Below are 15,493 nucleotides of genomic sequence, written 5' to 3'. Positions count from 1 at the left end.
GCACAGACTACAGGAGCCGGGGCACAAACAACAGGTTTGGCACAGACTACAGGAGCCGGGGCACAAACAACAGGTTTGGCACAGACTACAGGATCCGGGGCACAAACAACGGGTTTGGCACAGACTACGGGGGGACTGCAACAAGGAGCAGCGACAACACACTCAGCACTAGCCATTCCTGCAAGCAAAAAGATACACAACCCTACGACCGCAACATACTTTTTCATAGACACGTCCTCCTTTCCAAGGAATTGGATTTGACGGGTAGGAACTGCGCTCCACTAAGCACCCAACTTAGCTTGATGCATTCCGTGAAATCCCGTCAGTTACTTACTGAAACCGTTTAAAGTCTCTTGCTCCAAACGATATCAAGCCCAAGATAAGTATCCGATTCAAATACTGTCTACTAAACATTTTTATTTCGAAATTCATTTCAATAAAATGTATTTTTTGTTATTCCGGTTTCATTCGCAAGTTTTAGTAGTAATATCTGATAAACTGGTTATATACGAATGAGGAGTGTTTTTTCAAATATTTTCCTTTAGATTATATAAATATTTTCTACAATCATATCCAGTCTTATTTAGTTTTGATAACACTATATTGGTGTTCCTATGAATATTAAGTATATTTTACCTGTATCCAGGATCGATATGACGTGAACCCGGTACACGGCCTTTTCGCTTCCTAGCTTCCGTGGGAGAAGTAGATTAAGGTTCAAATTTGAGGGGAGGGGGAATCATGTGATCGTGTTGGAACTGTTATACAGCTTCCATTTTAAATCGGAATGGATAATGGCAAAGATGAGCAGCACTCTTTCTGCAGCTATTTCTAAAGATAATTGGCCGCAAGCGATATGATTGCTTTTAGGGTCATTGCCCTTTGAAGCAAGCAGACAATTTTTAATCTAATCACCGTGGGGAGTAGGCTCTTAAGACTCTGTGCTTTCGGTGATCGATACCGATGCTTTCATGCCGTCAATTTCAACGGAACGCTCGCCGGCGGTCGATTCATTATCATAAGCCCAGTGCGTAGCGAGCACTTCTCCCGCAATGGTCTTTTCAAAACGTTGCAGGGCTTCTTTCAAACTTCCTTCGGCGATTGAAATACGGATTCCTATGCGTGCATCGTAAGGCAGTTTGTGTTCTTTGCGTAAATCTTGGATGTACCGTATAAACTCGCGTGCCCATCCTTCTTGACGAAGCTCTTCAGTAATCGTGGTGGTTAATACAACGACCATGGATTGACCTTGAGCGGCGGCGAAACCTTCGCGTGCTTGCAGACGCACGTCCACTTCTTTTTCAGATAGTTCAATAGGAGCCCCCTCAAGCATCACTTCAATGGATCCTGTTTCCTGCAATTGCGCAAACAGCGCAGCGCCGTCACTCTTGGCGAGGATCTGGGCTATTTGTTTTACCTTGGCACCGAAACGAGGGCCCATCAATTTGAAATTTGGCTTAACTTCATAAGCCACGTAGGTTTCCGGGTTATCTGCAAATTCAAGAGATTTAATATTCAATTCCTCTAGAAGGAGGGCGGCATTAGCATTCAGAACCTCGCGCAGCACGGGATTGGCAACGATAATACGGCACAGGCCCAAAGGCTGCCGCACTTTAATATTCTCATTGCGTCTGGCGCTGAGTCCAAGGTTTACTGCCTCGCGAACGGCGGTCATGGCGTGAATAAGTGCGCTGTCCACCTGTTCAGACGTTGATTGGGGGAAGGGGGCAAGATGCACGCTTATGGGAGCCGCTTTCAGGGGCCGTACCAAATTCTTCCACGTCAGATCGGCAAAAAAGGGTGTGAAGGGAGCCATGAGCTGTGAGAATTTCAAGAGACATTCATACAACGTCCAGTAGGCATCGGCTTTGTCTTGGGTCCATTCACTTGCCCAAAAGCGTGCGCGGCTGCGGCGCACGTACCAGTTGGACAAGGCTTCCAAAAAGACTGCCAGTTCACGGGTGGCGGGATAGGATTCGTAGTTGTCCAAGGCTTGCGTACATTCCAAGCTGACACGATTCAGTTCGCTGATAATCCAACGGTCCAATTCGCCGCGTTTTTCGATAGCTTGAAATGGGGGCAAGGGGGCGGAGGATTGATCCGCAGTTGTGGCGGATGGATTACAGCCCAGTTCTTGCAAGAGCGATGCAGGAGCGCCGACAGGCGTGAAATGGTCTAGATTCGCGTAGATGACAAAGAAACTGTAGACGTTGTACCAACGGAGCATCATTTCTCGTTGCGCCTCTTCCACGTTGCGTTCTGCGAGACGGTTGGCATTGGTGGGCGGATTCTTTGCCATGAGACTCCAGCGCAGTGCATCGGCGCTGTATTTATCGAAGAGCTCTGTGGGGTCTTTGTAGTTTTTCAGGCGTTTCGATAATTTAAGTCCGTCTTCCCCATGCACCAATCCCAAACAAATGCAGTTCCTGAAGGGGCGGGGAAGAGGATCATCAAAGACCATGGTGCTGATCGCCAGCAAAGCATAAAACCAGCCGCGGGTCTGGTCAATGCCTTCGCTGATGAAGTCTGCCGGGAAATTGGCTTTTAACAAAGCCTCTGATCCCGGAACATGAGGATATCCCCACTGTGCAAAAGGCATGGCTCCCGAATCGTACCACACGTCAATAACTTCGCTGACCCGTCTCATACGCGCTTCAGGATCTTTGGGGCTGCGGTAGCTGATGGCATCGATATAAGGTTTATGTACTTTTAAATGCTCGCTCAGTTCAGGATGTTTCTTCTTGGCTTCTGCCCAAACTTCTGTTCCCTGCACATCGTCCTTCGCGAGCAATTCATCGTAGGAAGCGATACATTCTTGGTAGCCTGTTTTTTCACATACCCAAACGGGCAGCGGCGTTCCCCAATAGCGTTCTCGAGAGAGCGCCCAATCAACATTACCTTCCAGAAAGTTTCCAAAACGCCCATCTCGGATATGTTCAGGCTGCCATTTAATATGTTGGTTATTTTCAAGGAAAGCGTTTCGGAAATCAGAGGTGCGTATAAACCAGCTGCGCCGTGCATATTGAATCAAGGGATCTTGTTCTGCCCGCGGACAAAAGGGATAGGAGTGGCGCAGCTGTTCATGGCGCAGGATTAGACCGCGCTCTTTTAAAACACGAATAATGGCTTTATCAGCGTCTTTACAGAATTGTCCGGATAAAGGTGTGCCATCGTAGGGATCCACGTCGTTGACCCGCTCATCGAAGGTGCCATCCGGCTTGACGAAACAAAGGAATCCTATACCCTGTTCACGGCAGACGCGGTAGTCATCTTCACCGAAGGCAGGCGCAACATGGACAATGCCCGTACCGGTAGACAAATCTACAAAATCACCGGCGATGATAACCCAATGTTTGGAAGAGGCGTGTCCGGTAATTACATCTTCGGGCATGGCATAGTCAAAGAGCGGTTTGTATTGTAATCCGACCAGTTCCGCGCCTGAAAAATGGCGGATAATTTCGACCTCTTCGCCAAAATTATTAGCGACCAACGCCGAGGCAAGGATAAGATATTCCTCTTTGCCCTCATCGTCATTGTGCTTAATCATGACATATTCAATGTCGTCTCCGACACAGGCAGCGCAATTGCTGGACAAGGTCCAAGGCGTGGTGGTCCAGATCAAAAGGGAAACTTCTTTTCCTGCCATGTCCAACTTTTCTTTGGCTGTGTCATGCAAAGGCAACCGCACCGTAATCGCGGGATCATCGGTATCTCGATATCCTTCGCCCACTTCGCCGGCACTGAGCGCCGTGCCGCCTTGCGCCCACCACCAAACAACTTTATGTCCTTGATAGAGTAGTCCTTTATCAAAAAGTTGTTTGAGCGACCACCAAACACTTTCCACATACGATTGGACATAGGTCACATAGGCCTGGTCCATATCGACCCAAAAGCCAATGCGGTCGGTCATGTCTTCCCAGTCTTGCTGGTATCGAAACACCGATTCCAAGCATGCTCGATTGAACCGTTCTACCCCATATTCTTCGATCGCTGCTTTGCCGCCGTCAATGATGCCCAGTTCTTTGCATACTTCGATTTCCACGGGCAGCCCGTGTGTATCCCAGCCCGCTTTGCGTTCACAGAGAAAGCCGCGCATCGTTTTATAGCGTGTAAAAATATCTTTGGTTGTTCGGGTCAGGCAGTGCCCGGGATGAGGCAATCCGTTGGCTGTGGGCGGCCCTTCGTAAAAAACAAAAGGCGGCGCATCGCTTCGTTGGGCGAGGCTTTGATGGTAGATTTGTTCCTTTTTCCAAAAAGCAAGGACTTCCGCTTCTGCTGCGGCAAACGAAAAAGGACCGGATACTGCTTCAAATGCAGGCTTATTCATGATAGCGCTATTTCCTGGTTCATAAAAGACCGACAGCCCCTATACAAAAAAGGGGCTTCAGTTACACCTATATTTTATGGGGTTCTATTGGGAATGAGACATGGGGATACGCTCATTGTGTCCTATCAGCGGATAGAAATTCAACTGCATATCATTTTTTGATGCCGTAACTAGTGCCATTTGCCCGCGATGGATGCGCTGCATTTTGGACATTTCCCGTCCACGATACCGTTATACTGAACACGGAATCCGGCACGTTCCACCAGCAAGGTACCGCAGGAGGGACACCAGGTGTGTTCTTTTTCGCCGCCTCGTCCGCCTAAATTCCCGGCATATACATAATGTAATCCGGCGTCCTTGCCAATTTTCCACGCTTTATCCAGCAGTTCCGACGAGGTAGGCGGAACGTCTGTTTTTTTATAGGTCGGATAAAAGGCGGTGACGTGCCACGGCATATCGAGGGAAAGGGAAGCCAAAAAAGCGGCCATCTTTTTTAGTTCTTCTGCGCTGTCGTTGAAGCCGGGAACGACCAGCGTCACGATTTCCACCCAGAAGCCCAATTCCTGCAACCGGCTTATGGTTTCTAATACAGGTTTCAGGGAGCCGCCCACTTGTCTGTAGCCCTGTTCGGTGAAACATTTTAAATCCACCTTAAAAAGACTCATGAAGGGACGCAACACTTCCAACACCGTGGGGGTTGCATAACCGTTACTCACGAAACCGCATAATATGTCTTTATTGGCGACGCGCTCGAATATTTCGATTGCCCAATCTGCCGTAATCAAAGGTTCATTATAGGTGCTGATAAGGGATGCTGCTTTGGAGCGGATTGCCAAGGATTCGATTTCTGCGGCGGAACAGGGCTGAAATCCGGATAGGGCGTCGCTGTCGCGCAGCGTTTGACTGCTCAACCAATTTTGGCAAAAGTCGCAATGGAAATTGCAGCCTAACATGCCTAAAGATAAGGCATCACTTCCCGGCAGCACGTGATAAAAGGGTTTCTTTTCAATGGGATCGACTTGCAGCCCGGCCACGTATCCTGAAGGCACATATAACACGCCTTTACGATTGTAGCGGACGCGGCAAACGCCACGGCGGCCTTCGGAAATACGGCATTGATGGGCGCAAGCCAGACAGCGTACGCGAAGAGATTCCTCTTTTTGGTACAAGGCTTCATGACCCGGAACAGAAAAGTGATCGAGTTGTTGTTCTACTGATCCTTGATTGGAAGAAAAAGTTACCATATTAAATTACACCTATGGGACACGCTGCGAAGGAGCAAAGCGCAGGTATAAAAGCAGAGGTATCGACGTGTCCTGCTCTTATCATAAAGATTGACCGAGGGAGGGATCAATATAGGACTATGGCGCGTTCACCCATTTTGATAGGGGACTTCTCCTTTGGGTTGCTTTGCGCAAGGGTGGAAAGAGAAGAACCGGCAGTACGCTATTTCACTAAAGGCTCAATATCCATCCATTTTCGTTGATGCCAACTTGCCATCCCCAATTCTGCCAATTGAATTCCTTTTGCGCCTTCGAGCAAGTTCCAGCGGAAAGCATCACCGGCGACCACGTGTTTTAAGAAGAGCTCCCACTGCGCCTTAAAAGCATTCGTGTACTGTTCTTGCTCAAATACTTTTTTCCAGTTGTCTTGGTAATGAATTTGTTGGCCTGTATCGGGATTCCAAACATGGCACGGCGTATCCGCTGCCGCTTGAACCCGACAATGGGTCAATCCTGCCACAGCGGATCCTTTTTCTCCATCCACATGAAGGACAAGCAAATCGTCGCGATGCACCCGTGTTGCCCAAGAGAAGTTAAATTGGCAAATGATCTCATTCATCGTCTTAATGGCGGCATAAGCTGCGTCATCAACATCGACGTCGAAAGGAGTGCCCGCCTCATCAATGCGTTTTTCAATGTGGGTGGCACCCAAACAGGAAATTGCTTGTACGTCGCCAAAAATATTATCGATTACATAGCGCCAATGGCAGAGCATATCGAGCATAATGCCGCCGCCATATTGTTTTTGGTAATTCCATGAAGGCCGTTGCATAGCGTGTTCTTTGCCGTCAAAGACCCAATAGCCAAATTCTGCGCGGACACTGTAAATGCGCCCAAAGAAATTGTCATCCACCAGGTGTTTCAATTTCATAAGTCCCGGCAGCCACAACTTATCCTGTACCACGCCGTGTTTAATTCCTGCTTCTTCTGCCAGTTGATACAAGGTCAAGGCATCTTGGGTATTTGTTGCGATGGGCTTTTCACAATACACATGTTTTCCCGCGGCAATAGCCTGTTTCACCGAATCTACGCGCATTTCGGTGGTGAGCGCATCAAAATAAAGGGGATAGGCGCTGTCACCGAGTACCTCATCTAAATCGGTGGTCCAAGGCAAATCTCCATAACGTTCTGAAAGGCTGCGTAATTTTTCTGCATTTCGCCCGACAAGAATGGGTTCCGGAAGAATACGTCTGCCGTCTGACAAGCCGAGCCCGCCTTCCTTTCGAATTGCCATGATGGAGCGTTCCAGATGCTGGTTGGTTCCCATGCGGCCGGTGACGCCGTTCATAATGATGCCCAGATGAATAGTTTCCATAATCTTTACCTCCACAATGTAATGCGCCTGCATGGCGTCCATGTTTAAAGCTACTGTTTTACCAGAGATAGGCCATACCAGTAAAATGAATGGTCACGATCCATTTCTTTTTTTGCTAAATAAGCGTGTTGGAAGAGGGACATCGTGTCACCTGCCCGAATCCCTTTATAAAAGGCAGAAAAGAAAGCATTGCGCCGGAGCTGCGTCTTTTCCGGATCGATCACAAGGACGGAGGCTGCCCCGGCGTAGCGAAAAAGTTCCGGGACTAGCGTCAACAATGCCGGGTCAGGTGCCGGACTATCCTGAGCGAATGCCCAATCCAGCACAACAAGCCGTGCCGGCAACTTCATAGCAACAAGACGATACAAAGGCAAGCGGCGTTCTTCCGAACCATCTCCAAAAAGCAGTTCGCATTGCATCAAGTCCGGAGAGGATTGATACAAGGTACAGCCCAAATGCAGAATTTCATTGGATTGTATATCGCTTATAATTTTCGGCAAAACAAGCGCGTCTCCTGTCAAAGCGCGTATTGCATTGTCATCATCCTCTTCTTCGAAAAGGTCTGCGCTCATCTCTTCTCTACCTTGGACATAGCGTATCGTTGAATTTTTGTTTGTGGTGTCTGATGGCACAGGGGTCAGCGAAGAACCGACGTGGATGTCTACAGACGCATCATAGCCTTGAAAAAGGGAGGCGATGAAAGGTAGAAAACGCGAATCACCACCGACCATGATTGTTTTCGTCAATAGGTCTGAAAAGGGCGGTTCCTCTATGACGGATCGAAGACCTCGTCCCGATTCAAGGGCTCCATCATGGTCGTTTGAGACTAAAGGAGCATGTAGATTCTTTTCGTTAATATCCATCAGGTCTCCGAAGAAACTGTCAGGCGTGATACCCAACAAAACGCTGCCCCACGGATCACTAAAAAAGACTACATAGGCAGTATTATCATCCAAGGCATTTTGCATTTCTTGCAGGGTCATCGGCGCGCGGCTTTGCTTATTGGGAAGTTGAAAGTCAGGTAGTTGAATTGTTTTTTCCAGCCACCCAATCCGTTCATGACTCTCTTTTAAACGAGCTTCTATCGTGGCTGCAGCTTCCCGGTCGTCAACCAAATTCGCTTTTGCCAATTGACCTTCCAGCATAGATATCCTCGCTGTACAGGCGTATATTTCACTGCTTGCATTGGAGCGTCTTTCTTCATTCATCAGTACTTTTGCAGGCAGCTCGGCAAGATGATCCGAATAGCAGCGCTCCGTTAGCTCAAAGGCTTTTTCTTTATCGTCCAATGCCAGATAAGCGCGCAGCCTTGCAGTGGCAATCGCTTCCTGTATGAAGGTCTTCCCTTCTTCTTCGAAAAGGTGGATAGATACCTGAGACCGGGTTTGAGGAAGGACGTCAACGGCTTTTTCCACCCAGAGTAATGATTCAGAAGGATGGTCCTGTTTGGTGAGGATATAAGCCAATTCCAGATAGATTTCTGCTAGCCTTTGTTTATCAGTTAGGTATTGGGATTGTTCAAAATAAGGCAGCGCCATTTCTAGTAAAATACGTGCCCCGGCATAATCTCCTTCTTCAGCGCGGCACCGTCCTTCTCCATACACCGCCTCGGCCACAGAAAATTCGTTGATCGGTCCCTGCCACGGCACTTCTTTCAGATTACTTTCTCGTAACGTTGACACAGTCGGCTCACTGAGCGGCAGAAAGGCGCATTGCGTCTCGAGCAGCCGCCCTTGCGTATAGCGTTGGTAAACGACATCTTTTGTTTCAAGGGCAGTCTTTAAGCTGGCTTTCCAATAGTCCGCAGAACGCTGCATATTCCTTTGGAATTCGTCGCTATTGTTTTCTGCTTTCTGACGCCATGCAATAGCCAGATATTGTTTTTGGCGCATGAGTTCCGAGCTAGCTTGAAGTTCTTGCAAGAACTGTTCCGCCTCCATTAAATAATCAATGGCAGGGTCAGGATCATCCATATACAGATATTGTATGGCTAATTCTTGATATAGCCATGCCAAGCGGCCGATAGCATCTTGGTTGTCTAATCCATAGTCGGGCGCCACAGCGAGGGCACGGGCGTATTCCTCTACTTGTTGGCGCACGCGTCGATGTTCCCGGTGACGTTGAGAAAAATCAAGATGTTGATCAAAGTTGTCCCAAGACGGCGTTTGATCTTTAAGTTTCGCCGTATACTGAACATAGTCATTCAGTTCGGAACGGACATTTTCCGGCGCCAGATCGCGCGCCTGTTCAATACTCGCCAAAGCCTCTTCATAATGCCCCAAAAGGCGTTGCGCATCTGACAGCCACCACCAATGATAATAATTGCTGTCATCCTGACTCACCAGAGATTTCAAAAGTTGAAGCGCCAACTCATAAGCGCCTGTTTCTTTGGCGGCGAACCCCGCGCGACTGGTAATTTCTTTGTCATCGCGCCTTAGGGTGAGGTAGTCTTGCAGCAGCGGCAGCGCTTTCTCGTAGTCTTCCTTTTCGTAGGCGGCCATAGCACTTTCGCGTAAGGCTTGCCCTTCCATTTGATCCGTCAACACGGGGGAATTTTCTGCGTTTGTCGGAAGAGGGGCCGCGCCAAAACTGCCGGCACAGCACCATAACACTAGGCACGAAAAAAAAGCGTACTGTGCAAGAGAACGAAAGAGGCGCATAGAATGATCCTTAATGGTGAGCTCATATATCGGTCAAGCATACAGGGAAACGCAAAGGAGATCAATGAGAAAGCGACGAAATAAATGGGATAAAGAGATTCGATTAGCTAAACGGCCTAGGCAACAGCAGATTCTTCAAGAACAAAAAGTTCGCCATACCTTAGGGTGGAACAGTGGTTTTAAAATACAGGTCGGCGTTCTTTATAGTCACGAAAGCTCCAAAGTGTATGGCATTGAATTCTATCATGAACGGGTAGTGTAATGGGTGATGGGATCTTATTTTTTCAACGCCTTATGCTATCTTTTAAGGGTATCCCCTAAAAGCGATCAAATAGGAAAAGTAAACTTAAAGTCTAGCAGGCACGTGAGCGTCGATTTTGACCGCTTCTTTTTGTTCATTTCAGACGGCATTCTTTGACGCTGAATTAGCGCTGATGTTTAAAAATTCCATTCGTCGCTCATCTCCTGTAGAATAACAGAGATTTTGTGTATTTTTTTTGACCGGAAAGGATACTATTATGACATCTTAGATTGAACGACGGCGTTTTTTGCAAGTAAGTGGACTGAGCACCGGCTTTGCAGCCATGGGCGCTGCCCTTTCTCCTGCCACCCTTTCGGCAGCGGTTGCGTCTGCCTCCGAGCAATCTGCACTTAAACTGGGCATGGTCACCTACAACATGGGCAAAGATATGTCTGTAGATGAATTGATAGCCTTATGTCAGGCTACGGGGCTGGAGGGTGTGGAATTGCGCACCACCCATGCCCATGGCGTGGAGGTGTCTCTTTCGTCGGCGCAGCGTCTGGAGGTACGTAAAAAGTTTGAAGATGCCGGTATCGTGATTGCCGGACTCGGATCTGCCTTTGAATATCACGCGAAAGATGCTGACGAAGTCGAAAAGAATGTACGCGATTCCATTGCATATGCGAAACTTGCCGCCGATGTGGGTTCACCGGGTATCAAGGTACGACCCAACGGTATCCCCAAAGGCGAGGATCCGGAAATTACCTTGGAACGCATTGGTAAGGCTTGGGGTCGTGTTGCTGCTGCCGCCGCTGATGTGGGCGTTGAGGTTCGGATGGAAGTGCATGGCCCTGAACAAACGCGCGATTTAGCAAATATTGAAAAGATGCTCGGTTACGCGAACCATGCCAATGCGCGGGTATGCTGGAATTCTAACAGCAGCGATATGGATAATACCGGCAGTATACGCGCTAATTTTGAACGCGTTAAAGATGCCATCAGTGAAGTGCATATTACTGATATCGGCGTATACCAATACCCTTGGCAGGAACTGTTCACGCTCCTTCAGGAAATCGGCTATACTGGCTTCTGTCTGGCAGAGATTTCGGAAAACCCGGAGCCCGTCCGCTTCATGCGTTACTACAAAACCCTTTTTGATTTGTATACCGGCGCGTATCGTTATCCGAATGAGGAAGCGTACAAGCTGGGCTAGGCACAACTAGGCTCCCTATAGAGCAAAATCCCTTTTTATAAAAAACCATAGGAATACAAAGCAATGAATAACCCTATTCGTGTGACCGTTTGGAATGAAGGACTTCACGAGAAAGAATTGCCGCGCTGCCGGGAGATTTATCCCGACGGTATGGGCCGCGTCATCGGCGCCTATTTGGAAAAACAGCCAAGTATCGCCTCCGTTCACTGTTCAGAATTGAGTGACCCCGACCAAGGTTTAAGCGAAGCGATTTTGGACAATACCGACGTGCTGCTCTGGTGGGGCCATAAAGCCCATGATCAAGTCAGTGAAGAGAACGCGACTCGGGTTCAAAAACGAGTACAGCAAGGGATGGGGCTCATCGTGCTGCATTCGGGCCATATGTCCAAACCTTTTATGAAGTTGATGGGAACTGCCTGCAACCTGAAATGGCGGGAATATGGAGAGCATGGGGAGAAGGAACGGCTTTGGATCGTTGATCCTGCGCACCCCATCGCAGAAGGACTTCCCGAATATATCGAATTACCCGGTACGGAAATGTATGGGGAACCTTTCGGCATTCCACGCCCCGATCAATTGGTCTTTATCAGTTGGTTTCAAGGGGGTGAAGTGTTTCGCAGCGGCTGTTGCTGGCATCGCGAAGCCGGTAAAATATTTTATTTTCGCCCGGGCCACGAAACCTTTCCCATATTCCACAACGAATTGATTTTAAAAGTCATCTACAATGGGGTGCGCTGGGCAGCGCCTGTACGTATGGAGAAGGGCTATACCCAAGGTAATGTCGCGCCCTTGGAAAAAATGCCCGATGAATAAAGCTGCAAGGGGCATGTTATCGGGAATGAGAGACTGCGTCGCGCCATAAAGCGACTTCCGGTGAAGTGCTGCTTTATGACCTATACGTAGAGAGATGGAAAGAATATCAAGGAAGACAGTATGAGAAAATACGCGAAAGTGTTGGTGTTCTTGCTGTGTGTTGCTTGTGCCTCGCAAGATGGACTGGAGCGGACTGCCGTATCGAAAGAGACAGCCCCCCCGTCGCCCGCAAAAGCCGCCGTTGACACCTCGGAGCAGGAACGGAACAGTGCCTTGGAAAAACGTGCACTGTTGCCCAAGGGAAGTCTTATCATTGATATTTCGAATGTAGTCGGTCGTCATCTACCCTCTCGTATAGACCTGTTCAGCTATGAAGATGGCATTACCGTATCGCTGGATGTGCCGCAGGGAGTGTTGATCACGGAACAGCCTGTTGGCGCGTACCGCGCTTATGTAAATGTGTTGGAAGAGAGCGTTCCTATTTTAGTGGATATCCGCGACATTACTATCAACACGTCGCAGCCTGCCGATCTCGAACTGAACCTTTTGGAAGGCTCCGGAGGCTTGCTGCCCTTACGGGGCTTTGATTCCGATGGCGACCTCGCCCTTGACCGCGTCGAACTGGCTATGGGCACAGATCCCTACAATGCGGGCAGCATTCCCGGGCGTAAAGAACGTGTCTACGATACGCGGGTCCTCGACAAATCGACGCGCTGGTATTGCGGTGAATTGCACGCCTATTCCTCTTATGGAACAGGAACGGAAGATGTCGGCTCTTTAGTTAGGCGTGCGGAAAAAGCGCAGCTTGATTTTCTGGCGATTACCGATCGCAATACCTTAGCTGCTGCCGATGACCCCGCTTATACTTCCGATAGACTGGTCTGTCTGCCTGCTATGGAGTGGGGCAATGACGCCATGGGTGTGGCGTTGGTATATGGACCGCGCACCATTCCCGATTCTCCCGCGTCGGTGATGGCCGCCCAAGCCGAGTGTATTCGTGTGCAGGCGCAAGGCGGCGCTTGGGTTGTTGCCCATCCTGCTTTCCCGGGCAAGCCGTGGCAGTGGGGACTCAGTTTTGTAAATGCTGTCCAAGTTTGGTTCCGCGGCTGGCGCGAAGTGCCGCCCATGTCCTTGCATCATCTTGGGAACGACGCTAAAGAACGGATCAATGGTGAACTGATACACTCCATCGCTGCCGCCGCCGCTGCGGTCAACTATGGTGACTTATCGGCGAATGGTCAAGCAAATCTCTTTTACGACTATGAGCAAGTGCGCGGGTTGATGGCAGGTATTACAGGCGGGAGCGGCAGCGGCAACCCCAAAATTCCTTTGGGCCAGCCCTTGACCTATATTCACGCACGGGAGTTGTCGGTGCCCGCCTTGTTGGAAGGGCTTCGTCTGGGACGCACCTATGTGTCCAGCGGTCCTCATGGCCCTAAAATCTATTTTGGAGCCGACGTGTTGAGCGATGGTAAAACCGATGTGGGTATTGGCGGCATCATCCCCCTTGATGTGGAGGTGAGCTTCGAGGTTTCTGTCAAAGATGCTTTGGGCATGAAATTGCAGGTCATCGAGAACGGCCGGCCTATACGCACGATCCCTATCAACTCAAATGATACGGGCATCCGCTTCAAAAGAATCCCAACGACCGAAGCCGCTTTTCGGGTGCGCGTCATTAAACCGGCCGACCCCAAATCAAAAGGATTCGGTCCTCTTGAAGTGATGGCAATTACCAGCCCCATTTATGCCCGGGACATTACCGGCGAATTATTGTGGCGCAATCCAAATTTCGATCCTGATAAATCATGGGTGCGCATCCAAAGCGATGACATGGTCGATATTAATATGGATATGCCCCTTGATGGTTCCGCCAGTGCGCCCTTGAGCATTCCGCAGATCTAAGTGTTAAATAAAAGAAGGTACTGCTCCGTCGTAAAATGTTGCGCAGAGCCGGATACCTCGTTTCAGCCGCGCCGGCTTCACAAGTTTCTTTCCTGTGGTGATCGATAAAAAAACTACCGCAAATACGACGATTTGCGGCAGTGAATAAAGGGTCTGAAATTAGGGGATCATGTGCGGTACGGGGCTTTGAGACTCCAACCGTTTTTGTATTCGCGGTAGGCCCACTCATTGGCGATTTTGGTCGCGTCTCCATCGCCGCCCACAAACTTCTGAGAGGCATCGTCCCATTCGAGCATGGCGCCGCCGGAAATGGGGGCTTCATCAGGAAGTTCGCCATCTTTAAAGGAAGCGCCCGAAGCGAAGCGTGCGCCTGCTACATAAGCACAAGTACCCATATGGCATAGACGTGTCGTATTGTGGAGTACATCAATGTTGGATATGGGCATTTCACGGGATTTGATGCAATCGACGAAGTTCTGCCAGTGCGGCTCATTGAGTTGACCGCCCGAGGCTTTCTTCGCTTCACATCCGCCGTTGTTGGGGAAGGGAATGACTTCATAGCCGCCGCGATCCACACGAAGCAGACCTTTGGTTCCGTAAAATACAATACCGTGATCGCTTTGTGTGCCTTCAAGAAGCTGCGGATTCCAAACTCGATTACTGAAGGTGAGCAGATAGTCTTCAAATTCCCAGGCTACTTCGAGGGTGTCGGGAGTGGTGCGATTATCTTTAATGAGATATTTGCCGCCTTGCGCGGAAATTCGCTTCGGCTGCTTTTCTTCACCCATACCCCATAGGGCGATGTCGACCAAGTGCGCGCCCCAGTCGGTAATTTTACCGCCTGAATATTCGAGGAACCAACGGAAATTATAGATCCAGCGGTTCGTATTAAAGGGGCGGTGTTCAACCCAGCCTTGGTGAAAGTCCCAATCAATGCCGTAATCAGGCGCTTCATATTTGGCAAGATCATCCTCGCCCATACCGATGCCGTCAAGGTTGGTGCTGTCATGGGACCATGTCTCGACTCGCGCCACATCGCCGATGTACTTGTCCCAGACCAACTGTACAGCTTCTTGGAAATGGGCGCCGCTGCGCTGCATATTGCCGCCTTGGAAAACGACTTTGTTCCGTTTCACTGCATCAACCATAGCAGGTCCTTCGGCGATGCTGGTCGACAGCGGCTTCTCGCAATAAATATCTTTGCCTGCATCGGCAGCATGCAAGGTGCACAGGCAGTGCCAATGGTCGGAGGTGGCGATGACTACTGCGTCAATGTCTTTATTTTCCAGGAGCTCACGAAAATCTTTGTGCCGTGAAAATTCGGGAAATTTTTGGGATACCATCTGAGCGCCCCGTTCCAGATTTCGGCCGAAAAGGTCGCACAGCGCAATGGGCTGAATATCGTCACGTTGAAGAACAAAGCCCAAATTGGCGCGGCCCATACCGCCGGTACCAATATGACCGGTCAGAATCTTTTCATTGGCGCCCAGTATTGAGGCGGGAAGAATAGATTTATAGACTGATGCATGGGCGTTTTTGGCGGCAAAACCGACTAAGGCACCGGCACCGGCTGTTCGGATAAATGACCGGCGATCTATAGGGTGTTCCTGTTTTGTTTTCCCCGTGTGTTTTTCAACTTTGGACATTACAATGATTCTCCATGGTGGTGGTTAGGGTTTCAGTACGGAAAAAGGATTCCAAAAGACATCGCGCCATGAGTCGGCGTATATGTCAGACAA

At 49.4% G+C, this 15,493-nt stretch carries 10 protein-coding genes; 4 read left to right on the top strand and 6 right to left on the bottom strand.

Annotated elements, in window-relative coordinates; genetic code table 11:
* The 5 genes from GX117_06380 to GX117_06360 all read right to left on the bottom strand — a co-directional run.
* Positions 1 to 227 (bottom strand): virulence factor (locus GX117_06380; protein NLO32969.1); only part of this gene is annotated, 227 nt, incomplete at its 3' end.
* A gap of 704 nt (positions 228 to 931) precedes the next feature.
* On the bottom strand, positions 932 to 4,327 hold the full coding sequence (locus tag GX117_06375) for an isoleucine--tRNA ligase (protein ID NLO32968.1): 3,396 nt from the start codon (positions 4,325 to 4,327) through the stop codon (positions 932 to 934).
* A gap of 170 nt (positions 4,328 to 4,497) precedes the next feature.
* Positions 4,498 to 5,571 (bottom strand): AmmeMemoRadiSam system radical SAM enzyme, encoded by a 1,074-nt coding sequence (gene amrS, locus GX117_06370; GenBank protein ID NLO32967.1) that lies wholly within the window; start codon positions 5,569 to 5,571, stop codon positions 4,498 to 4,500.
* A 202-nt stretch (positions 5,572 to 5,773) separates the two neighbouring features.
* Positions 5,774 to 6,925: a Gfo/Idh/MocA family oxidoreductase gene (locus GX117_06365; GenBank protein NLO32966.1), complete on the bottom strand. Its 1,152-nt coding sequence runs from the start codon at positions 6,923 to 6,925 to the stop codon at positions 5,774 to 5,776.
* A gap of 50 nt (positions 6,926 to 6,975) precedes the next feature.
* Positions 6,976 to 9,471, bottom strand: a complete 2,496-nt coding sequence (locus GX117_06360; GenBank protein ID NLO32965.1) for a tetratricopeptide repeat protein — start codon at positions 9,469 to 9,471, stop codon at positions 6,976 to 6,978.
* 178 nt (positions 9,472 to 9,649) lie between these two features.
* Between GX117_06360 and GX117_06355 the strand changes: the two genes are divergently transcribed.
* The 4 genes from GX117_06355 to GX117_06340 all read left to right on the top strand — a co-directional run bounded on the left by GX117_06355 (position 9,650) and on the right by GX117_06340 (position 13,754).
* Complete coding sequence (locus GX117_06355; GenBank protein ID NLO32964.1) at positions 9,650 to 9,847, top strand: hypothetical protein; 198 nt, start codon at positions 9,650 to 9,652, stop codon at positions 9,845 to 9,847.
* A gap of 322 nt (positions 9,848 to 10,169) precedes the next feature.
* On the top strand, positions 10,170 to 11,039 hold the full coding sequence (locus GX117_06350) for a sugar phosphate isomerase/epimerase (protein NLO32963.1): 870 nt from the start codon (positions 10,170 to 10,172) through the stop codon (positions 11,037 to 11,039).
* Positions 11,040 to 11,102: 63 nt separating this feature from the next.
* A complete protein-coding gene (locus GX117_06345; GenBank protein ID NLO32962.1) occupies positions 11,103 to 11,852 on the top strand; it encodes a trehalose utilization protein ThuA in 750 nt (249 codons plus the stop codon).
* Between the two features lie 120 nt (positions 11,853 to 11,972).
* Positions 11,973 to 13,754 carry a CehA/McbA family metallohydrolase gene (locus GX117_06340; GenBank protein NLO32961.1) on the top strand — a complete coding sequence of 594 codons (1,782 nt, stop codon included), beginning with the start codon at positions 11,973 to 11,975 and terminating at the stop codon, positions 13,752 to 13,754.
* Between the two features lie 167 nt (positions 13,755 to 13,921).
* On the opposite strand, the gene GX117_06335 is transcribed toward GX117_06340, so the two are convergent.
* Positions 13,922 to 15,400 (bottom strand): Gfo/Idh/MocA family oxidoreductase, encoded by a 1,479-nt coding sequence (locus tag GX117_06335; protein ID NLO32960.1) that lies wholly within the window; start codon positions 15,398 to 15,400, stop codon positions 13,922 to 13,924.
* Positions 15,401 to 15,493: the final 93 nt, after the last annotated feature.

The sequence above is a fragment of the Candidatus Hydrogenedentota bacterium genome, assembly GCA_012523015.1.
Taxonomy (GTDB): domain Bacteria; phylum Hydrogenedentota; class Hydrogenedentia; order Hydrogenedentales; family CAITNO01; genus JAAYBJ01.
This window is presented reverse-complemented; position numbering and strand designations above follow the sequence as displayed.